The organism is Luteitalea sp., assembly GCF_022842525.1.
Classification (GTDB): Bacteria; Acidobacteriota; Vicinamibacteria; order Vicinamibacterales; family Vicinamibacteraceae; genus Luteitalea.
The window spans coordinates 1-18,984 of record NZ_JALHPM010000057.1 but is presented as its reverse complement, the minus strand read 5'-3'; the positions used below and the strand labels follow the sequence as shown (position 1 = coordinate 18,984).

Here is an 18,984-nt window from a genome sequence, read left to right as displayed (position 1 = left end):
ACTCGCGCATACGCGACAGCTCAGGAGTTGAGGCTTGGCGCCTGGCCTAGTCTGGGAGATTCGCGTTGCGCTATCGGGCCCGCGCAGGCCGGCTCTCTAGATTCCAGCAGACCTCCAATCGGCTCCCGGCCCGAGCGTCGGGCGGACGACAGTTTCGAGCGTAGCTCGCGCGCCGACCAGGGCGGCCGACAGCAGGCATTCCACTCCTGCATAGCTGTGAGCGCTTCATCGTCCGTGAGCGCAAAGCCGCGAACCAACCGGCAACAGACCTGGAAGGTGGCAAGGTCGCCCTGCTGCCCCGATACGGCGGGCGGGATGGCCGCGACGTAGCGGCGGGCCCGCTCGAGGCGGTCGGCGCGGCCGTTGAGCGGATCTCGCACCTCAGGCTGCGCTTTTGGCTTTGGGAACGCGCTGGGCGTCGCCGGGTCTGTGGCACTGGCGTAGTCGGCCACCACCTCGCACCCCGGCGTGTACTTGTGGTTCAGGAACCCCGGCAGCCGCGTGAGCTGCGCGCATGATGTCGCGGCCTTATCGGTGCCGAGTTCAACGGCGAGCTGCTTCTGGAGTGCCTCGGTCCCCTCCTTCGTGAAGCCGGTCACCCGCCACAGCACGTGCAGCCGTCCGGGTGACGAGCGGATCACGTACGACGGCAACGGCAGGTCGCGTCGGGCACCGATCGCCTTCAGCACGCCATCGCCGTCCTTGTCGGCGTCGAGGAACACGTGGCGGATCTCGCCGATGGCCTCGCGCGTACGGGCGCGGCGTTGCGGGCGGATGGCGTTGATGCTGACGTACACACTGAACCGGCGCGCGTTCTGGGCGCGCAGCCAGGCCTGGAACTTCGGGTGGCCGATCAGCGACAGCGGGCCGACGCGCTGGGCGGTGCCGCCCGTATCGTGGGACTTCAGGAACACCGCGACCCAGTCGTCCGGGTGGAACGCGGTGCGCAGGAACCTGACCGGTGCGTCCTTGTCAATGGCCATGGCGTCCTCCCCTACTGCTTCGTGAGCAGCACCCGCCCGGTGAACGTCGCCGCCTGACAGTCGGTGCCGGTGAAGTTGGCCTCGATGCGAGTGGCCTGCGCCGTACCGACACTGCCGAACGTGCCGCGGCAGCCGCGGGGCGAGTCGAACCCGCCCAGCGTGCTGATGTTCGCCGGTGGCGCATTGCCAGGCGTGAGCGTCGTCGAGCCACTCGCCGTGGCAGCGAACCACGGGTGCTGCGCCTGGATGTTCGTGCGGAACGACTGCAGATTGGTGCCGGGCACCGGCTCGAACGTCCATTGCACCGGGCCCGATACCTCGGGCTGCGCATCGGGGTCGCCGGGGTTGACCTGCACCGTGAGCGTGCCGCGCCAGGTACCGGTGAGGAACGAAGTCGGCGCACTCGGTGCGGTCGGGCTCGAGCTGCCGCCTCCACACGCCGCGAGCGCGACCAACAGCGGAAAGGGAAGGGTCCAACGAAGTGCGCTCATGACGCGCCTCCTGCGGCCGTGGCGACACCGGATGTGAACGGGGCGAGCGTGTAGCGATCCGTGGCGTGGTCGTACCCCTCGACGGCCAGCACCTCCCTGACCGCGCGCCGCCCCTCCCCCCTGTCGATGTGCACCACCAGATGGATGGCCAGGGCGATGGCCTCGCGGATGCTCCGATGCGGCAGGCCGACGTTGGCCGTGAGGACGCAATGCGCCAGGCGCACCAGCGCCTGCTCGGCGGAGTTCGCATGGATGGTGCTGAGCGTGCCCTGATGCCCCGTGTTGAGCGCCTGCAACAGGTCGAATGCTTCGGCGCCGCGCACCTCCCCTACCAGAATGCGGTCGGGTCGGTGACGGAGCGTGGCCCGCAGCAGGTCCGCGATCGTGACCGCCGGGAGCGGGTCCTCGCTGCCCAGCGCCGCCTGCGGACGCCGAGCCTCGAACCGCACCAGATTCGGCTTGTCGATGAGGATCTCGGACGTCTCCTCGATGAGGACGATGCGGTCGGTGGCGGGGATGGTGGAGGCGAGCGCGTTGAGGAGCGTGGTCTTGCCGGTGCCCGTGCCGCCAGAGATGAGGATGGTGCGCCGCTGGCGCACGGCCTCGGCGAGGTCATGGGCGAGATCCGAGGTAAGGGTACCGACGGCGACCAGTTCGTCCAGCGTGTAGCGATGTGTGAACTTCCGCACCGTGAGGGTCGGCCCATCCACCGAGCACGGCGGGAACATGGCGGCGACGCGGGAGCCGTCCTCGAGGCGCGCATCGAGGGCCGGCTGGACGTCGGAAATCTCGTCGCCGCAGGCCCGCGCGATGTTCTTGATCGCGACGGTGAGGTTCCGCGACTCGAGCGTGCGGTCTGGAACCAGCGCGAGCGCCCCCTCGCGCTCCACGAACACGCGTCGGCCGCCGCAGTTGACCATCACCTCGGTAACGGCCGGGTCCTGCAGCAGGTCCTCGATGGGCCGGAGGAACGGGAGGATGCGATCCAGGCTGCTCATAACGCGCCTCGCTGCTGGTGGTCGAAGTAGCTGGTCTGCACGTCCAGGTAGTGCGGTTTCAGGTAGCAGAGCTGCGGCGGCAACGGGTTCATGCCGTCGTACGGCAAGACGATGGCCTGGGAGTTCTGGAGTTCGGTGAACGCACGGGGCGCGAAGATGTACTCGTTGGTGGGCGTGTAGCTCTTGCTGGCGGTAATCGACTGCCGCCCCGCAGCGGCGCGCCCGGTGAGCAGCGAGACGTGCGCGTCGCGTCCCGACTCCGAGAGACTGAAGTTCGCCTTCAGCCGATCCCTCTTGCCACAGAGTTCGGCCGCGTTGCGCGCGGTGAACTCGTCGCTGGTGGCGAGGAACACCTTGGTGCGGAAGCACTGGAGCAGCGTCCGCCAGCTCTCGTCGCCGGGCAGCACAGACCGCAGCGAGCTGATGCTCTGGGTCGCGACGATGGGAATAAGGCGGCCCTGGCGCGACAGCGCGAAGGTGCGCTCATCGCCCGTGGGGTCGGTCTCCCCCACCGTGGCGAAGGCGTGGTACTCGTCGCAGACGAACAGCAGGTCGCGCCAGACCCGGTTCGGCTGGGCGCTGATCTTCGGGATACGCTGCAGGACCGCGCGTTGGAAGTCCAGCTTCAGCATCACGCCGATGACGCGGGCCAGCCCAGGGTTCAGCGCCACCGGGAAGTTGAGGGCCAGGATGCGGCCGGCGTCGAGCAGCGTGTCGATCTTCTCGAGGGGCCGCGGATCGCCTGGCGCGCGGGTCCCGAGGTAGGCGCTGCGCGGTGGACAGAACGCGCGGTGCACGGCGGGGTTGTCGTCGAACAGCGAGAGGAATACGACGATGCCCTCGGTGATCGAGGAGCGGAGGCGGGTATCGAGCCTACTCCAGCCCTGGTGGTACCACCGCTGCAAGGCCTCGAGCTGGTGACGCCGGGCGGTCCATCCCTCACCCTGCGCGCGGCGCACGGTGTACGGCACATTGGACTTCGCGAGGTACTCCTCGAGCTCGAACTCATACGGGTGCGCCATGTGACTGGCATCTTCCTCGTACCAGGAACTCCAGGCGCGCAGGGACTGGACCGTCTCGTACACCTCGCGCGGCAGCAGCACTACGTCGGGCGGCGAGGCCAACGCCGCCTTCAAGCGGGTGATGTCCTTGACGATCAGCTGGTCGTCCAGGATGTACCGGTAGACCTCGGCAAACGTCGTGTACCCGTCGGTGAGTCGTCGGAGCAGGATCACGAACTTCAGCAGGTCGGTGTAGGCCTGCTGCCAGAACGGCTCCTTGCTCTTGCCGAACAGGTTGTTCAGCAACGTGGCAATGGCATAGGCCACCGCATAGGCATCAAGGTCGTTGTGGAGTGGGTTGTAGCAGACGTCGGTGTCGAGCCCGACTTCGACGTAGTCAGCCTCCCGCCCGCAGGCCTGCAGCATCGTGCGCACCTGCCGGCAGAAGTCGCCCTTCACTTCCATCACCAGGCCGCCCAGCTTGTGGTCTGGTTCGTGGCTCCGCCAGCGCACGAGTTGATCGACGTACGGGTACATGCACGCAGACGTCTTGCCCGTGCCGACCGAGCCCAGGACCATGACGCCCGTGTACAGCCCGCGCTGCGGGATGGTGAGCCACTGCGGATCGGGCGCGCGTCCCGGACGCGTCTCGTGATGCGTCTCCCCGAGGACGAGCGAGGGGGCGGGCCGCTCCTCGGGCGGCACGTAGCGCGGCAGGCCGCGGAACGTGAGTCGCGGCGCGTGGCGGTACATCGCGATCGCGAAGAGCGATCCGAGCAAGGACGCCGCGAAGAACGGGGTGGTGAACCAGAGCGTGGCATAGCCGTACTGCAGGCCCTGGTAGATGTCGGGCCGACGCAGCGCGATCAACGCGAGGAACACGTTGTCGGCCGGCAGCGGGTGCGCGCGCAGGCCCCACACGCCCACCGCAAGGGCCACGGCCATCGCGACGAGCGTGCGGGCGTCAAGGAGTGTGGGGAGCATCGTATGACTCCGGGTGAACGTGGGACAGCGACCGTCTCAGTGGCTACTGACCGGCGCGGGCACGCTGGTGGCGCGCGGCGGCCGGGTGGCATGCCGACGGACGTGGGACTGCCGGTGCGGCACGAAGGACGCCGGGTGCTCGAGCCGCCACTGCAGGAAGTCCTTGTCCTTCCCGAGTACGGTATCGATCACCTGGTTGAGCACGTACTCGGTCGACTCGCCGAGGAAGTGCGCGTACGCATACAGCGTTTCGTTGGTTTCGTGGTCGAGGCGCGTGCGGTGCCTGACCAGTTGCTTGCCACGGGTTCTGGGCTTGATGAGCGCCATGGCGATGTCCTCCGGAAATGGTGAGCAGACGCGGTGTGCACGCGGCGCCGAACAGTGGCGCGCGGTGACAGGCACCGAGATGGGCAACGCGGACGGGCCATGGGCCGGCCACGCGGTGGGCCAGATTCGTGCGGGACGAAATGTCGGCCAGTGAGGGGCGTGAACGACCCCGCCGGGGCGGGGTGCGGGACCGGGTCCCGCGCCAGATCAGGGGGTCGTTCACGCCCCGATTCCGTGCTTGATCGGGCCGGGAGCCTGGGGCGGCGGTGGCCCAGATCGCCACCGCACGGGCGGAGGTCGAGGGCCGTAACTTGCTGGCGCGAAATCGGTTAGTCGGCTGGAGACGGGTACGAACCCGAGGCGCCGTCCGGGTCACGGGCGCAAGAACGACGTTGACCGAGGGGAGCCACGAGGCCCCCGGACCGGTAGCTCCCCCGGTAGCTCCCCTCCGTCGGCGGTGATGGCGCCTCATCATGCCGTGCCGACCAGGGAAGAGAGATGCAGGTAGGGCCGTGGCAGGACCTCGCATTCGACCCGCCCCGACTGCCGCTCGAGCGCCATCGCCAACACCGGTGACCGGGCCTCCTCGACCACCGTGTCGCCGTCCGCACGCCACGCGCGATAGAGGGCCCGATACCGCGGCGAACCGAACGCCCGGCGGCATCGCGCCAGCCGCGTTCGATCCGGTGGCACCACGTGCGCCAGCCCGGCCTCGGCGCGTCGCCGCTGCGTGAAGTACCACTGGAGATCGTCGAGCACGATCGACGGCACCGGGGTGGCGAGCTCCTGGTGCAGGGCGGTGAGGTACGCGTCTTTGGCGACCCGCAGATGCGTCGGGATCAGGACGCGCACCGTCCAGCGCGGGAAGACGCGCAACAGCTCCGCATGGCGGTACAGGAAGCCACGAAACTCCACGGGCGCCGGCCGGGTGACCAGGTACAGCAACGTGTAGGCGATGCCCGCGTCCTCGACGCCGATGGGCAGGTGGTCGGGGAAGTAGCGAGTCGTCGTCTCCGGCCGCTCGCCGAAGGTCACATGCGGCAGGCGGGCGCGGGGCACGCGGGTGCCGAAATGCGTCGTGAAGTGCGCCACCTTCTCGCGCTCGGTCGCCAGCCACACGCACTCGGGCTTCGCCAGAATGGCGTCCAGCAGCATGAGCCGCTCGACGGCGCGCGCCACGGCTACGGGCTTGCGGAGCCGGCTGTGCGGTTCGCCGATCGCGGCGTACAACTTACGGTGGCGCACGTGATAGATGCGCGCCCCGGCATGGCCAGCGGTGTACCGCGTGGCGTACCGCGAGGCGACCAGTCTGGCAAAGAAGTCGCGCGCCGTCTGGCCGTACACCATCCGTCCGAAGGTGCAGTAGTGGCGCACCATGCACACCCCGGCGTGCAGCATCACCGTCGTGAGGAACGCGGCCTGCCGCTGCGTGAACTTCTCCCCCATCAGCGCCGCGACTCGCTGGTCGAACGTCATCGCAGCAGGTCCTCCGCGAGGCGCGGGTCGGGTCCGCGACCGCCTCGCCCACGCTGGTGGCCGGCCGTGATGCGCGCGCCCGTCGCGCGATGCGTGCTGAAGCCGCTCCGCGCCTTCGCGGCGGCGTGGGCACCGCGATAATGCGGCGTCACCACCTCGAGGTCGCGCACCTCGAGGCGCCCGTCGGCGCACTCGTACTCGACGCGCGCGTCGGGGAACTGCACGTGCCCGTCGTGCTCGGGGAGGCGGCGCTCCGCGGCCCAGCGTGCGATCTCGGCAGCGTCGCGCGCCGGGCGTCCGCTGCTCGAACGCCGCTCCCGGTTCGGCGCCTGGAGGAACTGCTGGTACTCGCGCTTCAGGTCGCGCTCGAGCACCACGCGCCGGACGCGGCCGCCTGACGCGCGGATGTCGTCAGCGGCGTCGCGGTAGGCGTGCAGCACCTTGAGGTCATGCTGCAGTTCGCGTGGCGTCGCCGGACCAGCGTGGAAGGTCTGCTCGGGGCCCGAGCGATCCTCTCGCCGGACGCTCTCGAGCAGGTCGAGAGCGTCCTCCGACAGCGTCAGGACCGTCGCGCGCTGGCCATCGACGACGGCCGTGAAGGTGTCGACGAGCCCCGCCTCTCGGAGCCGCTCGACGTCGCGCTCGGCGGCGCGCGCGGGCTGCTCAGGTTCGCGGAGATCCGCCGCATTGACGACGCGCAGCGCGCCCACGGTGGTGAGCAGGCGTGTCTCGGAGCCGCGCAGCGTGTAGGTGCGTCCGCGGTGGCGCACGCGCTCGCGGTCGGGTCCCTGCGGCAGGGCGAGATCCCGCACGAACACGTCGCGGTAGTCCCGCTCGGGCGGCAGGCGATCGACGTCGGCGCCGACGCGTCCGCCGCGCGAGATGTCAGGGCGTTCCTGCTGCTGGGGACGGGGTGGATCGATGTCCCGGTACATCGGAGCCTCCTGGTCTACGGTTCGAGGGGCGTGCCGAGGTCGTCGAGCACGCCGTCCGCGGTGCCGAGCTGCCGATCGAGGTGCAGCAGCTTGCGGCCGGTGTCGCGCAGGAACAGCCAGCGCGCGATGCTGTAGTACACGCCGAAGAGGTTGAAGAAGACGACGAGCAGCGACAGCCCGATGACCGGGCCATGCCGCCGGAACAGCGTGGCCTTGTACGGCGTGAGGAACGTGAGCTCCCCGGCCAGCCAGGCGCCGCCAAGGAACAGCGTGACCGCCGCGAGGAAGGCCGCGTTGGCGATCACCGCCGCGTCTCCTCGAAGGCCTGGTCCACGCGGAAGTAGCCGATCTGCAGCCCGAGCGGATTCACCGGGATCAGCGCGTTCGGCACACGGTCGCGCAGGGTGAAGTTGACCTGCGCGACATGCGTCTCCCGGCTCCGCTCGTGGCGCGTGCCGGGCGAGTAGAAGACCTTCTGGAAGCTGACCACCGCCTTGTAGGGTGGCGTCGCCAGCTCGCCCAGGCTGACGTTCTGCACGACGACGTCGATCTCGTCGGCGGAGGGGTTCGTGAGGAACTGCTCGAGGGTACGTCCCCGGTCGTCCGCGGCGATGGTCGCGTCGGCCAGCGCCGGCTCCAGGAACAGCAGCGAGTCGGGGTACTCCCGCTGTACCGTCGAGCGGATCCGGCTGAAGTGCTTCACCACGAACTGCGTGAGGAAGTACCGGAGCTCCGGGGCCTGCGGGGCGTAGCGCGACGCGTCGTAGGCAACGGCCTCGGCGCGCCCCACCTGGTCGATGCGGATGACCAGCGGCTTCACGTCGGCATAGCGCCGCGCGGTGTGGACGTTGAGGCCGATCAGACCCAGCGCCACCAGCGAGACCAGGACCAACGCAATCTTCAGGTACGTGTTGAGGACCAGTGCGGAGCCATACAACTCGACGAACTGGTGCTTCGCGCTCTCGAGCGTCTTCGGGTGCACGTCGCCCACCGTGGCAGCCATCGTCGTGCCCTCCTCAGAACCAGGACGAAGCGACCCGGTAGGCCATCCAGGCGAGGCACAGCACCGCGCCAATGGCCATTGCGATCAGGTAGCCCAGCACCAGCAGACGGCTGAACGCTGGTGACGAAGGGCGATCGTGGTGGCGGAGATGCTCAGGACCTACGTTCGTCGCCATACGGACCTCACATCACGAGAACAGACGACCGACACCAACCCTCGTTGGCATGGCGGTTTCGCCGCTGGACCCACTCAGAATCGAGTGCGTCAGCGACGGCACCATCAGGATGCCGACGCAGAACGTCGCCACGACGGCGAACGCCTGGATCGCGTAGATCCCATACTCCGCCTGGGTGATCATCGGCGGCAAGGTCGTGACGTACCGGTACACGAACTGCTCGTAGATCATCAGGAACGCGATGGCCACGACCGGCACGAACGAGTACTGAATGAACGAGCGCAGCCAGCCCCAGAACAGCCAGTCGAGCTTCGGCACGATGAAGAACGGCACGAAGATCGGGCCCAGCAGCGCGCACACGGCGCTGGCGATGAGCCCGAACGAGATCACGGCCAGCGACGCCGCCTTCGCGAACGCCAGGGACAGCAGCACCGACCAGTAGATCAGGTTGGCGAGGATGGCCCACGGGTCGGGCTGCATGAAGTGCTCGCCGAGGGTGTCGAAGTGCCGGTAGATGTTGTCGAAGGCGCGGGCCTCGAGCACCGATTGGAAATAGCCCGTCTGGTCGGTGATGAGGTTGCTGAAGGACACGCCGATGCCCGGGATCGGCGACTCGTAGAAGGCGATCATCGCGTAGCCGAACGACACGAACAGCAGGAGCTTGGCGAAATCGAACATGCCGTCGCCCAGCCCGCCCCGGCCGAACATCATCCGGATGCCCTGCCAGCTGATCACAATGGCGGCGAAGGACATGAACATGGCTGTGCCGAATCGGAGGAACTCCGGCTCGTGGACGGTCAGCAGCGACGTGATGGCCTGCTGGATCGTCGGGATCAGGTTGAGCGAGGGCTGCGGCTGCATGGGGACCTCCGCGTGCGCGGATCAGGGCTGGCGCCAGGTGCGCAGGGCGTCGCCCGCGCCGGCGGCGAAGGCCGCGTTGACGACTTCGCGCTCGCGCCACGCCGTGAGCTGCATGTTGAGCGTCGCGGCTTCCGTGTCGCGCGCCCGCTTCCCGTCCACGGCCAGCTGCTCGACGACGGCCGCCAGCACCTGCACGCGGTTCTGTCGCTGGCGCGCCCCGACCAGGACGCCGCCGCTGATCTTGTCGAGCACGGCCGTCATGCTCTGCTCGAGTGAGCCGTTGGTGACGTCGGTCTCGAGCGCCTGGATGGCGCGGAGTTCCGCGCGTCCGTTGTAGCGGACGCGGCCGGTGTCATTCGTGCCCGACGTCAACGTGGCGGCTGCCACGTCGAGGGTCGCCATGGGTGCCGTGAGAGCCCGCCGCGCGGCGGGCGTCAGACGGGCCAGGAGCGCGGGTTCGTTCAGCAGCGCCTGCGTGACCGCTCGGACGCCGCCACCCTCGTCCCCGTAGTTCAGTGCCGCGTGGTAGTCCCGGGCGAATCGGAACAGGTTCGGGTCCTCGAAGTCGTGGATGCGCCAGAGGGGCGCCCCCGCAACGCGGTACTTCCCGAGGTCGGTGAAGTTGCTCAGGCGGTGCGCCATGCGACGCAGCTGGCTGTGCTGCTGCGTCTGCAGCTCCGCCAGGTACTCCTTGATCACCGCCGTGATGCTGTTGCGCGTCACCACGGCCGGGTCGTACACGACGACCTGCGCCCGGACTGGCGCGACCGACAGGACCAGCGCGCCTACGATGAGCGAGAGACGCAGCGCCTTCATGGCTGCCTCCACGTGCGCAGCGCGTCGCCCGTGCCAGCGACCATGGCGTCGTTGACCACACGCCCGTCGCGCCACGTCACCAACTGCATGTTCATGGTCTGGGCCTCGCTGTCGCGCAGGCGCTTGCCCCGCGCGAGCAGCTGCTCGAGCGCGTGCGAGAGCAGCTGGTTGGCGGCCATGTCCTGCCGTCGGCCGAGCAGTTCGCCGGAGGCGATCTTGTCGAGGATGGCCGTAGCCTCGTGGTAGCGCAGCAGGCCGCTCATCACGTCGCCCTCGAGCTCCTCCACCGCCGATTGCAACTGCCCGTGGTACCCACGCAGCGCACCGACCTGGTGCGCGCCGAGCGTCGCCACCGAGTCGCTGATCTCGACCGTGGCGTACTGCCGCTCGAAGGTCCGGCGTGCGGCCATCGGCATGCGCGCGGGCAGGTCGCGCGGCACCTGCAGTGGGATGGTCGTGGCCCAGTATCCTGCCCCCGCCGGATCGCCCGCGTTGAAGGCGGCCAGCCAGGGCCGCCCGAAGCTCCAGGCGCCGAGGTCGTGTCGTGCCGTCCCCAGTCCGGGGATGCGGTAGCCCTCGAGGCTGCCCAGCCCCTTCGACATGCGCTGGATAGTGCGATACTGCGCCATCAGTTCCTGGTAGTGGCGCTGCGCCTGCTCGGCGATCGCGACGGCCTCGACCAGGTTGGCCGGATCGAACACCACCAACTGCGCCGCTGCCGGCCTCGCCAGCAGTCCCGTCATCGTCAGCATCATCACTACGCGTCGCATGGTTCACCTCCGTCCGAAGAGACTGGTGCCCGACTCCCAGACCGGCAGGTCGAGGTCGCTCGTGACGTACACCTTCACGCGGTGTCCTTCGCGGATGGTCACCGTGGGCAGCCGGTTCAGGAACCGGGTCATCACCTGCGCGGTGGCCTGCGCTCCGGTGTCGGCGACATTTCCGGCCACGACCACCGTGCGGTCGCCGTCGCCGAGCCCGATGCCCGCGCTGCCGATCAGCTGCGACAGGCCACTCACGAGGCCGACCGCCGACGCCGCGCCGAACGTGGACCAGTAGTGGTGGTTCACCTTGTCGCGGAGCCCCGCGTCGCCGATCTGGTTGAGGCCCTTGAACTGGTCCAACGCCAGCGTGCGGCCATCGGGAAGGATCAGGCGGTGGAACAGCACCGCCAGACGCGCTTCCCCGAGGGCCTGCACCGGGCGTGTCTCGCCTAGGACCCTCGCCCCAGCCGGGATGAGCACGTCGCGCCCGCTCAGCGCGTACACCGGATTGGTCACCAGGCAACTCACCGGCGCGGCCATGCCGCCGTCCAGCCGATTCGTGAGGACCGCGTCGATCAGCGTGCCTTCCAGCACCCGGTTGGGTGACGAGGACTGGAGGACGGCACTGACTGCCGTCCCGGTGGCGCTGCCTACCGGGGCAGGTGACGGTGCGGCCTGAGGCGTCGGCGTCTGCACGTTCGCCACCTGGGCGGCCGCACCGGCCTGCGTGCGGGTTGCACGCACCACCGCATCGGCGATCGCGTCGATGGAGGGTGGCTGATCCGATGGCAAGTCGTTCGTGCTGCCGGGCCGCCGGCTGTTCGCGCCACCGTCGGGCCGCTGGTTATCAGGTCGACGGCTCAGCACCACGTTGCTGGCGAACAGGCTCTCGTACTCCCGACGCTTCCGCTCACTATCGACCGGGTCCACGCGCGGTGGCGCCGCCACATCGTCTTCGAACGAGGGCGGCAGCGGCGGCTCGCCCTCTGGCAGTTCCGCCGGCTGTACGGCCTGGGCCTCGAGCAGGCGCAAGCGGTCCTGGTACTCGCGCACCCGGTCCGGGTTCGTCGTCGCCGGCGTGGCGGTCGCTTGACGCACGGGCGTCGGCGCGTCAGGTCGGCCGGTCAGCACGATGATCAGCAGCATCGCCGCGGCCAGGCCGGCCATCAGCCACGTCTGCACGCCCCGCGGCAGCACGCCCTGCGGCACGGGCCGCCGGTCGGTGACCGGCGTGGTGACGGGAGTGTCGGGCTGGTCCGGCACGTCACCGCTCCCGCCGCACGAAGTCGAAGGTCGCCTCGCCGAGCGCGAGGTAGCCGCGGTCGATCACCTTGGGGACGACGTAGGTGCCCTCGCCGCGCACCTGGAAGTTCACGGCGGCGGGCTTGCCGTCCTTCAGCTCGTACAGGGCCGGCAGCTCGCGGGCATCCGACTTCAGGTACGTGAACTGGCCGTCGTGCCAGATGGCCCGGACGTAGAACGGCTTCTCATATCGGGGCGCGCCGTATGTGAAGCGCAGCTGCGCCGGGTACGCATCGCGCTCGCGGGCGATGACCTCCCGTGCCTGCTGCTCTGCGGTGCTGACCTGCGCACGCGCCGCACTGACCTCCTGCTGCAGCTGCTGCATCTCGGCGGCGCTGAAGTACTTCTTGGGGCCGGCCGGTGCCGAGGCCCCCGGGTTCACATACACCTTGAGGTCTGGTGCGCCGGTGCCGCTCTTCTCCGTGAGCAGGAACGAGTAGATCGTGCCGCGCGCGGTCACGAGGTTGAGGTTGGTCTCGGCCCCGGGCTTGGCGGGCTTCACGTGGGCGACGTTCTGCACGGCGCTGATCACCCAGAAGTCGCGGTCGCCGCAGATCACGTCGAGGATCTCCTCGCCGTCTGGCAGCACGACCATCGTCGTGTACCGGAGGCGCGTCTGCAGCGGGATGAGGCTGCGGTCGGAGGCGGTCACCTCACGGATGCCGTCGGTCTGGGCGGCAGCCACGAGCGCGGAGGCCGGCACCAGGCATGTGGCCACGGACAGGGTCAGTCGTCGACGCATGGGACACCTCACGAGCGATCAGGCCGACGCGGACAGACGATCGAGGCCGCCCTCGAACCCGTGGGTCCGGAGCGCCGCGTCCACGCGGGCGTTGTCCTGGGGAGAGTTCGTGTAGATCCAGTAGCTGCGCGGGTCCACCTGCAGCGTCAGCACCTTGGCGAGGTGGGCGCGCTTGAGGAGCACCTGCTGTCGCGGCAGAAGGTGCGTGAGCAGGTCGAGCTCGCGCTCGTTCATCTGCAGCAGCTCGGCGTACTGCTGGCGATCCAGCGACGGGTTGGCCAGCAGCAGCCGCGTCGGGCAGCTCTCGACGACAGTGCGGAGCAGGTCGGCGGAGGCGAAGTCCTCGAGGCTCTGGGTGGCGAGGATCATCGAGGCATTGCGCTTGCGCCACGTCTTGAGCGCCTCCTGCACGTAGGCGCGCAGCGTCGGATGCTGGATCAGGCGCCAGGCCTCGTCCATCACGCACACCTTCACCGTGGCAGCCTCGGACGGATCGAGCACCCGGTCGCTCACCCGGTGCAGCACGTAGAACAGCAGCGGCTCGAGCAGCGACGGGTACGCCCGCATCGCCTCCACGTCGAACACCTGCAACCGGTCCATCGTCAAGGTGTCGCGTGGGTGGTCGAAGAGCGCGGCGTACCGGCCGCTCCCCACCCACTTGTGCAGGCGCGCCCCGAGCGGGCGCGGCAACAGGTTGGCCAGGGTGAAGAGACGCCGCTGGGCGTGGTCGAGGACGAACAGGTTCTCGACGGCCTCGTACACTTCGCGGTCCTCGCGATCGGAGAGCCGGTAGCCGTCCTCCCCCTCGAGCAGCACGCGCGTGAAGGCGTGCAGGAAATGGAGCTGCGCCGGGGTGGGTGACACCAGGTCGAACGGGTTCAGCGTGACCGCCTGCTGGTGGAGGCCGAGTTCCAGGTAGGCGCCGTCGAGCAGCGTCGCCAGCTTGCGGTAGCTGTGCCCGAGGTCGAGCACCACCGTCAGCGGGTCGTACTGCTGCAGGTGCGTGACCAGGAAGTTGAGCAGGAAGCTCTTGCCGCTTCCCGTCGCCCCCAGCACCAACGTGTGCCCCACGTCGTCCACGTGCAGGTGGTACGCGTACGGCGTGTGCACCGTCGTCTCAAATACGGCGAGCGCGCGGCGGCCGTCAATGTCGCGCCGGACACCAGCGTCGTGCGTGAACAGGAAGCTCAGGTCGGCGAGGTTCGTCTCGAGCAGCGCCAACCGGCGCAGGTTGCACGCGCCGTTGCCCGGGAACAGGCTGAGCCATGCGTTCAGGAGGTTGTAGGTCTCCTCGAACATGCTGCCGTCGTGGGTGGCCAGGGCCTTCTGGACGTCGGCAACGGTCGCCTGCAGCGCCCGGCGGTCCTCATGGCACAGCGCGATCGTCAGCGAGCACAGCCCGAAGCCGTGGCCGTGCACCTCAAGCTCGGTGAGCGCGTCGCCGAGCTGCTGCACCATCGCGCCCGCGGAGTCGTCCACGAGCATCTCCTCCGGGCGGGTGTCCGAGGAGACGTAGTTGATGAGCGACACGCGCTTGTTGAAGTAGTGGCGTCGCCTGGCCTGGATGTCCCGACGCACCCGCTCGGGGCGGGACCGCTGCCACTCCAGGCAGGCAATGAACGCGCCGGGTATGGCGAGCAGGTCGCCGAGCATGTGCGCGAAGGTACGCGTCGGCGGCTCCTTCATCGACAGCACCTTCACCGCGTGCCGCCCCACCAGCAGGTGGTCGCGATGGCACTCCACCGGCGAGTCGGCGACGAAGTAGTCGAGGTGCGTGTCGTAGGCCAGCGGCGCGTGTTCCGCGGTGGCGCGGTCGCAGTTGGCGAGCCGACGGAAGAACCGGAACGCCTCTGCCTTTGGCAGGCGGCGGATGCCGAGTTCCGAGAGCTGCACCTCCAGGGTGGCCGCCCGGTGGTGCAGCGTGGCCACGGCGCGATCGAGGTCCGTCTCGAGCAGGGCCATCGTCCGGGTCGGCGACAGCCAGTCGCGGAGGGCTTCGGACGGCCGATGCCACAGGCCGCGGAGGGCGGTGCTACGCCGCGCCTGGGTGGGCGGCTCGTACAGGAGCACCAGCACGTGCTCGATGTCGAACAGCGACTCGCGCCGCCCGTTCAGGTAGGCCGTGCGCTGCGCCAGGGCGTCGGCCGCGACACGACGCGTCGCCTGCGGCGCCTCGAACGGCGGCGTTTGCTGCTTGAGGACGTACTGGTACACGCGCCAGTGCTCGTCCAGGGCCCGCAGGGCGCCCTCGAACTGGCGGATGGCGGTCAGGCGCTGCGCGTGAGTGAACCCCTCGGCGTCGATGCCGCGCAGGCGATACACCAGGCCCACGTGCCCGGCCTTCGTGAGGAACGTCGCGTCGTCAACGAAGCCCCACAGGGCGATCAGCGAGTTGATGGCACCGGTCTCGCCGTAATCCTTCAGCAGCCGGGACAGCCTCACCATGGCCGCACCTCCACGTCCTGGCGCAGGTGCTTGCCCGGGTCGAAGCGCCGGCGTGCGCGCGACGAGGACAGCAGGATGCGCAGCATCTCGGGATCGCGCGCGGTGGCCCAGAGCGCGAACCCGTACAGGCCGGCAAACATCAGCAGGCCGGCGAGGAAGGAGTAGAAGAGGTTGAACGCGGCGGCGCCGAGCAGCAGGGCGAGGAAGAACAGGCGTCGCTCGACGCCGCATATGGTCAGTGGGCGGTGCAGGGCCTTGTAGACCACGCGGGTGGTCGGCCCGTCGGGCACGAGCGAGGAGCGAGGCTGCATCGTCGTCGCCCTAGAACAACCAGGCCAGGAACTGCGTGGCGAACAGCGCGAGGCCGCCGCCGAAGACGATGCCGCTGATCTGCCGCTTGGCGCCGGCCTCGCCGAACATGAACATGAGGCCGCCAATCACGATGGACACGAGCGCGAGCGAACGCGCCAAGGGGCCCGTGAACGTGGACTCGAGGTTGCCGGCGGCGCGCTCCCAGGGGGACTGCGCGAGGGCCGTCGCCGGCAGGAGCAGCAGCGCAGCGAGGGTGACCGAGACGAGCGTGCCGACGTGGCCACGCGGGGTGGGGCTGGAGACCTGAAGAAGGTGGCGCATCGGGTTCCTCTCCAAAGAGGAGGACGCGTCCTGCACGTCCGTCCTGCATGAAGAAGAACCTTGCTTCCGGCGAGAAGCTTACTGCCCTCACAGTTGGCCGCCGCACGATCCCAACGGTTAGCTCTCTGACATAATGGGTCCGGCTGAGCCGCTCCCCTCAGAGTTGCACTATTCCGCAAATGCCAGCTGACCCGTCGAACTGGACTCTGACAGACTGGGCATCCGGCGCAACAGTGGCCAGCTTTGTCCTCTACGCGGTCGATTTTCTCCGCGGCCGACTCGCGCGCGCCGCTCGACCGTTTCTGACATTTCGCTCATTGACCGGCCCCGGGCACATTGAAGTCAGTAACGCCGGGCCCGGTACCGCAACGGACCTCTTCCTGTTGGGAGAGGACAGATCGACGATCGTCGACGAGAGCGTTCAGGCCTTAGCCGTCGGCGGGAAAGACGTCTTTACCGGAGCTACATCGCTCCGACAGCGGATCTTCCATTCAGCTTACGTCTCGTTCAGGGACGGATTGGGAAGATGGCACGTCAGTAAGCTCTCGTTCGATCTCAACGGCAACGTGATGCCCTCGCACCGTCAGCCGATGGTGAAGTTTGGATTGCTGTACTGGTCCGCGGAAGCCAGAGCGGGACGGAGGCGGCTGAGGCGTAGGGCGCAGGACATCGAGCTCCAGGTTTGGCGGTCCACTCGGTGGTACTGGTTCATCTTCCCCAGCACGTACCGGCACAAGCTCAAGGGCTGGGGAGTGCCAGCAACCTGCAGGCTGCTCCGGTGGCTGTACAGCGCGGCTGACAAGAGCAACCGGAGGCGGCAGCTGTTCTTGTCGACCTGGTTCGACGGTACTCCGCTCGCACCCATGCCGGCCGCTGGGGGAGTTTGGGCAGGTGTGGAACTTGGCGGTCACTACTCTGTATGGGCACACAATGCGTACTTCCTGAAGAGCCAGCGCATCTGCAAAGGCGTCGATGGTAGTGTCGGCTTATCCTTCGATTGCCTGACGGCTCACCGTCGAGAGGGAACTCTCCTTGTGATCCTCGAGGCCGATGTTGTCGAACTCCTTGAGCGCAGCGGGGAGTCTCGCTCGGTGACGGCGGCGCTCGAACGTCTGCTGCGCTCGGTTCTCGTAAGGCGTAGGCCGACAGAGGGCGACGCTGCTGTGGTGGCAGCAGGCCTCACTTGGTTCGGGAGAATAGCTTTACGTGGTCGTCGGACGTTTATTGCAGAGTTTCTTCTCGCGCGCAGACCCTTACCAATGTTCTGAAGAAACAGTGCGCGAGTTTGACTCGCACGCTGCTGTGCGTCGCCTGGAGCACGATTCGCTATACTGTCGCGACCCTAGTAGTTCGCAGCAGCGTCACGGCGTGACGCGGGACGGGACGTGGGAATGCCAGACCTCCACACGCTCGGGCTCATCGACAGCAACGGCCAGCCGTTCGACGGACGCATTGCTCGCGTGCTGCAGAAGATTGCGCCGCGCCTCCGTCGCGAGTTCCCCGCCCTCGAAGACGACGTGGTCGTCACCGAGGTGCTCGAGGAGGCCGGCCGGCGCATCGTGCGGCAGGAGACCAAGGCGGGTCCCCTCGAGAAGCTGCATGGCTTCGCGTGGGTCACGATTCGCAACGTGGCGAAGTCGCGCCTGAAGACCGGGCGTGAGCAGATCACGCGGCTTGAGGCGCGAGGCGACGTGTTCACCTTGCCGCTGGCGGCGCAGGAAGGCTCGCCCGAACAGATCGAGCGAGTTCTGTTGCTGAAGGAGGCGCTCGCGAGTCTGTCGGAGGACGAACGCCAGATCTGCCTGTTCAAGACGCTCGGGTACTCCACCGACGAAATCGCACGCCAGCAGCAGCGCACGCCCGGAGCTGTCGACACGATGTTCTGCCGCGCCAAACAGAAGCTCCGCGACATGCTTGCGCGCCCCGCTTCCTCCGCCCCTTCATCGCAGGCCCCGTCTGCGACCCGGACCGCATCGGCCTCGTCGCACCCGCCGCTCCTGCCAGGACCGAGTGATGGCCCAGCGCCCTCCCTCTCCGGACGCCGACGTGTTTGGGGATGATCTCGACGAGGTCCTCGGGCGCGCCAACCCGAATCCGAATCGCATCGGCTGCCCCCCGCGCGACACGCTGGTCGAACTCGCGCGGCGTACTCGGCCGATGGACGACCCGGCGTACCAGCACCTCCTGAAGTGCTCGCCGTGCTACCGCGAGGTGCGGGCGCTGCAGACGCAGGCCGCCCCTGCCCGTCGTGCGCCACGGGTAGCACCCGCCGCGTGGATGGCGCTCGCAGCGGCGTTGATCCTGATGGTTCTTGTTGGTGGCGTGCTCTGGCAGCGGAGTGGCCAACAGCCTGGACTCGCTGCTCCAGTCGTCGCGAGGAATGAGCCACCTGCCGTCGTCGCGCCGCCACCGGCGTCAACCGTGACGCCGCCGGTGCGGACCGAACTGGACCTGCGGAAGTTCAGTGTCTTCCGCAGTGGCGAAGCGCAGAGGCCTCCCCAGGAGGTCGTCACGCTGCCTGCGGGGCTCGTCGACCTCACGCTGCTATTGCCGGTGGGGTCAGAGCCAGGCGCCTACGAGGTGCAGTTGCTCGACTCCGACCTCAAGTCGATCGCCGGTGGTCGCGGCACAGGCGAGGTGCGCAACTTCGTCACGACGGTCCGGGTCTCGCTGGATCTGACGAAGGCTCCAAAGGGGGCGCACCAACTGGCGGTCAGGCGACAGGACGACCAGTGGCGCCTGTTCGCAGCCCGCATCGAGTAGCCCTCATCGGGACTCGTGGCTTCACTGCACGGTTTCGAACCGTATCTGCCCACTCAGCACCTGAGGCACGGCCACGACGGTGAAGGCACCCGAGGTCGCGTGCGGCTCAGCTTTCCATGTCACGACCGCCCCGTCCGGCGCCTCCTTGACCGAGAGGACGTTGGGTCTTGAACCCGATGCGCCGTCCCGCAGTCCTGCAACAACGGCGAACAACGTCACGCGACTGAAGTCGATGTCGGGTGCCGCCTGACGCGTCGGCAGTTGGCTCCAGAACTGACGCCACGT

The 18,984-nt window shown here is 68.4% G+C and carries 22 protein-coding genes; 3 read left to right on the top strand and 19 right to left on the bottom strand.

What is annotated here, in order from left to right; translation table 11 throughout:
• Window positions 1–20 precede the first annotated feature (20 nt).
• The 18 genes from Q0C41_RS13365 to Q0C41_RS13280 form a co-directional block, all read right to left on the bottom strand.
• On the bottom strand, window positions 21–983 hold the full coding sequence (locus tag Q0C41_RS13365; protein WP_291984281.1) for a DNA-primase RepB domain-containing protein: 963 nt from the start codon (window positions 981–983) through the stop codon (window positions 21–23).
• A gap of 11 nt (window positions 984–994) precedes the next feature.
• The gene (locus tag Q0C41_RS13360) at window positions 995–1,474 is read right to left on the bottom strand and encodes a hypothetical protein (RefSeq protein ID WP_291984280.1); all 480 of its coding nucleotides are present in this window, start codon (window positions 1,472–1,474) and stop codon (window positions 995–997) included.
• Window positions 1,471–2,472, bottom strand: coding sequence for an ATPase, T2SS/T4P/T4SS family (locus tag Q0C41_RS13355; RefSeq protein ID WP_291984279.1), 1,002 nt, complete (start codon window positions 2,470–2,472; stop codon window positions 1,471–1,473). The genes Q0C41_RS13360 and Q0C41_RS13355 overlap by 4 nt, the downstream gene beginning before the upstream one ends.
• The gene (locus Q0C41_RS13350) at window positions 2,469–4,457 is read right to left on the bottom strand and encodes a type IV secretion system DNA-binding domain-containing protein (RefSeq protein ID WP_291984278.1); all 1,989 of its coding nucleotides are present in this window, start codon (window positions 4,455–4,457) and stop codon (window positions 2,469–2,471) included. The genes Q0C41_RS13355 and Q0C41_RS13350 overlap by 4 nt, the downstream gene beginning before the upstream one ends.
• A 36-nt stretch (window positions 4,458–4,493) precedes the next feature.
• A complete protein-coding gene (locus Q0C41_RS13345; protein ID WP_291984277.1) occupies window positions 4,494–4,784 on the bottom strand; it encodes a hypothetical protein in 291 nt (96 codons plus the stop codon).
• 471 nt (window positions 4,785–5,255) lie between these two features.
• Entirely contained in the window at window positions 5,256–6,260 is a 1,005-nt protein-coding gene (locus Q0C41_RS13340; RefSeq protein ID WP_291984276.1) for a hypothetical protein, read from the bottom strand.
• Entirely contained in the window at window positions 6,257–7,195 is a 939-nt protein-coding gene (locus tag Q0C41_RS13335) for a hypothetical protein (RefSeq protein WP_291984275.1), read from the bottom strand. Before Q0C41_RS13335 ends, Q0C41_RS13340 begins: the two co-directional genes overlap by 4 nt.
• Before the next feature lie 14 nt (window positions 7,196–7,209).
• The gene (locus tag Q0C41_RS13330) at window positions 7,210–7,500 is read right to left on the bottom strand and encodes a hypothetical protein (RefSeq protein WP_291984274.1); all 291 of its coding nucleotides are present in this window, start codon (window positions 7,498–7,500) and stop codon (window positions 7,210–7,212) included.
• Window positions 7,497–8,198 (bottom strand): VirB8/TrbF family protein, encoded by a 702-nt coding sequence (locus Q0C41_RS13325; RefSeq protein ID WP_291984273.1) that lies wholly within the window; start codon window positions 8,196–8,198, stop codon window positions 7,497–7,499. Before Q0C41_RS13325 ends, Q0C41_RS13330 begins: the two co-directional genes overlap by 4 nt.
• A 13-nt stretch (window positions 8,199–8,211) precedes the next feature.
• The gene (locus tag Q0C41_RS13320; protein ID WP_291984272.1) at window positions 8,212–8,373 is read right to left on the bottom strand and encodes a hypothetical protein; all 162 of its coding nucleotides are present in this window, start codon (window positions 8,371–8,373) and stop codon (window positions 8,212–8,214) included.
• A gap of 12 nt (window positions 8,374–8,385) precedes the next feature.
• Entirely contained in the window at window positions 8,386–9,234 is an 849-nt protein-coding gene (locus Q0C41_RS13315; protein ID WP_291984271.1) for a type IV secretion system protein, read from the bottom strand.
• Between the two features lie 21 nt (window positions 9,235–9,255).
• Window positions 9,256–10,050 (bottom strand): hypothetical protein, encoded by a 795-nt coding sequence (locus Q0C41_RS13310; RefSeq protein WP_291984270.1) that lies wholly within the window; start codon window positions 10,048–10,050, stop codon window positions 9,256–9,258.
• Complete coding sequence (locus Q0C41_RS13305) at window positions 10,047–10,820, bottom strand: hypothetical protein (protein ID WP_291984269.1); 774 nt, start codon at window positions 10,818–10,820, stop codon at window positions 10,047–10,049. The genes Q0C41_RS13310 and Q0C41_RS13305 overlap by 4 nt, the downstream gene beginning before the upstream one ends.
• Window positions 10,821–10,823: 3 nt before the next feature.
• Window positions 10,824–12,077, bottom strand: coding sequence for a TrbI/VirB10 family protein (locus tag Q0C41_RS13300; RefSeq protein ID WP_291984268.1), 1,254 nt, complete (start codon window positions 12,075–12,077; stop codon window positions 10,824–10,826).
• A gap of 1 nt (window position 12,078) precedes the next feature.
• On the bottom strand, window positions 12,079–12,858 hold the full coding sequence (locus tag Q0C41_RS13295) for a TrbG/VirB9 family P-type conjugative transfer protein (protein ID WP_291984267.1): 780 nt from the start codon (window positions 12,856–12,858) through the stop codon (window positions 12,079–12,081).
• An 18-nt stretch (window positions 12,859–12,876) separates the two neighbouring features.
• Window positions 12,877–15,303, bottom strand: a complete 2,427-nt coding sequence (locus Q0C41_RS13290) for a hypothetical protein (RefSeq protein ID WP_291984266.1) — start codon at window positions 15,301–15,303, stop codon at window positions 12,877–12,879.
• Window positions 15,297–15,614 carry a VirB3 family type IV secretion system protein gene (locus Q0C41_RS13285; protein ID WP_291984265.1) on the bottom strand — a complete coding sequence of 106 codons (318 nt, stop codon included), beginning with the start codon at window positions 15,612–15,614 and terminating at the stop codon, window positions 15,297–15,299. The genes Q0C41_RS13290 and Q0C41_RS13285 overlap by 7 nt, the downstream gene beginning before the upstream one ends.
• Before the next feature lie 10 nt (window positions 15,615–15,624).
• Window positions 15,625–15,936, bottom strand: a complete 312-nt coding sequence (locus tag Q0C41_RS13280; RefSeq protein WP_291984264.1) for a TrbC/VirB2 family protein — start codon at window positions 15,934–15,936, stop codon at window positions 15,625–15,627.
• A gap of 179 nt (window positions 15,937–16,115) precedes the next feature.
• Between Q0C41_RS13280 and Q0C41_RS13275 the strand changes: the two genes are divergently transcribed.
• From Q0C41_RS13275 to Q0C41_RS13265, 3 genes are all read left to right on the top strand, one after another.
• Entirely contained in the window at window positions 16,116–17,204 is a 1,089-nt protein-coding gene (locus tag Q0C41_RS13275) for a hypothetical protein (protein ID WP_291984263.1), read from the top strand.
• A 123-nt stretch (window positions 17,205–17,327) separates the two neighbouring features.
• A complete protein-coding gene (locus Q0C41_RS13270; RefSeq protein WP_291984262.1) occupies window positions 17,328–17,996 on the top strand; it encodes a sigma-70 family RNA polymerase sigma factor in 669 nt (222 codons plus the stop codon).
• Complete coding sequence (locus Q0C41_RS13265; RefSeq protein WP_291984261.1) at window positions 17,950–18,699, top strand: hypothetical protein; 750 nt, start codon at window positions 17,950–17,952, stop codon at window positions 18,697–18,699. The genes Q0C41_RS13270 and Q0C41_RS13265 overlap by 47 nt, the downstream gene beginning before the upstream one ends.
• 21 nt (window positions 18,700–18,720) lie before the next feature.
• Here Q0C41_RS13265 and Q0C41_RS13260 read toward each other — a convergent pair.
• Window positions 18,721–18,984, bottom strand: a 264-nt coding sequence (locus Q0C41_RS13260) for a hypothetical protein (protein ID WP_291984260.1), incomplete at its 5' end; no start/stop codon positions are given.

Bases quoted from the DNA above. Each gene is read 5' to 3' on its own strand.
- Q0C41_RS13365 (WP_291984281.1), bottom strand. From the start codon at position 983: ATGGCCATTGACAAGGACGCACCGGTCAGGTTCCTGCGCACCGCGTTC.
- Q0C41_RS13360 (WP_291984280.1), bottom strand. From the start codon at position 1,474: ATGAGCGCACTTCGTTGGACCCTTCCCTTTCCGCTGTTGGTCGCGCTC.
- Q0C41_RS13355 (WP_291984279.1), bottom strand. From the start codon at position 2,472: ATGAGCAGCCTGGATCGCATCCTCCCGTTCCTCCGGCCCATCGAGGAC.
- Q0C41_RS13350 (WP_291984278.1), bottom strand. From the start codon at position 4,457: ATGCTCCCCACACTCCTTGACGCCCGCACGCTCGTCGCGATGGCCGTG.
- Q0C41_RS13345 (WP_291984277.1), bottom strand. From the start codon at position 4,784: ATGGCGCTCATCAAGCCCAGAACCCGTGGCAAGCAACTGGTCAGGCAC.
- Q0C41_RS13340 (WP_291984276.1), bottom strand. From the start codon at position 6,260: ATGACGTTCGACCAGCGAGTCGCGGCGCTGATGGGGGAGAAGTTCACG.
- Q0C41_RS13335 (WP_291984275.1), bottom strand. From the start codon at position 7,195: ATGTACCGGGACATCGATCCACCCCGTCCCCAGCAGCAGGAACGCCCT.
- Q0C41_RS13325 (WP_291984273.1), bottom strand. From the start codon at position 8,198: ATGGCTGCCACGGTGGGCGACGTGCACCCGAAGACGCTCGAGAGCGCG.
- Q0C41_RS13320 (WP_291984272.1), bottom strand. From the start codon at position 8,373: ATGGCGACGAACGTAGGTCCTGAGCATCTCCGCCACCACGATCGCCCT.
- Q0C41_RS13315 (WP_291984271.1), bottom strand. From the start codon at position 9,234: ATGCAGCCGCAGCCCTCGCTCAACCTGATCCCGACGATCCAGCAGGCC.
- Q0C41_RS13310 (WP_291984270.1), bottom strand. From the start codon at position 10,050: ATGAAGGCGCTGCGTCTCTCGCTCATCGTAGGCGCGCTGGTCCTGTCG.
- Q0C41_RS13305 (WP_291984269.1), bottom strand. From the start codon at position 10,820: ATGCGACGCGTAGTGATGATGCTGACGATGACGGGACTGCTGGCGAGG.
- Q0C41_RS13295 (WP_291984267.1), bottom strand. From the start codon at position 12,858: ATGCGTCGACGACTGACCCTGTCCGTGGCCACATGCCTGGTGCCGGCC.
- Q0C41_RS13290 (WP_291984266.1), bottom strand. From the start codon at position 15,303: ATGGTGAGGCTGTCCCGGCTGCTGAAGGATTACGGCGAGACCGGTGCC.
- Q0C41_RS13285 (WP_291984265.1), bottom strand. From the start codon at position 15,614: ATGCAGCCTCGCTCCTCGCTCGTGCCCGACGGGCCGACCACCCGCGTG.
- Q0C41_RS13280 (WP_291984264.1), bottom strand. From the start codon at position 15,936: ATGCGCCACCTTCTTCAGGTCTCCAGCCCCACCCCGCGTGGCCACGTC.
- Q0C41_RS13275 (WP_291984263.1), top strand. From the start codon at position 16,116: ATGCCAGCTGACCCGTCGAACTGGACTCTGACAGACTGGGCATCCGGC.
- Q0C41_RS13270 (WP_291984262.1), top strand. From the start codon at position 17,328: ATGCCAGACCTCCACACGCTCGGGCTCATCGACAGCAACGGCCAGCCG.
- Q0C41_RS13265 (WP_291984261.1), top strand. From the start codon at position 17,950: ATGGCCCAGCGCCCTCCCTCTCCGGACGCCGACGTGTTTGGGGATGAT.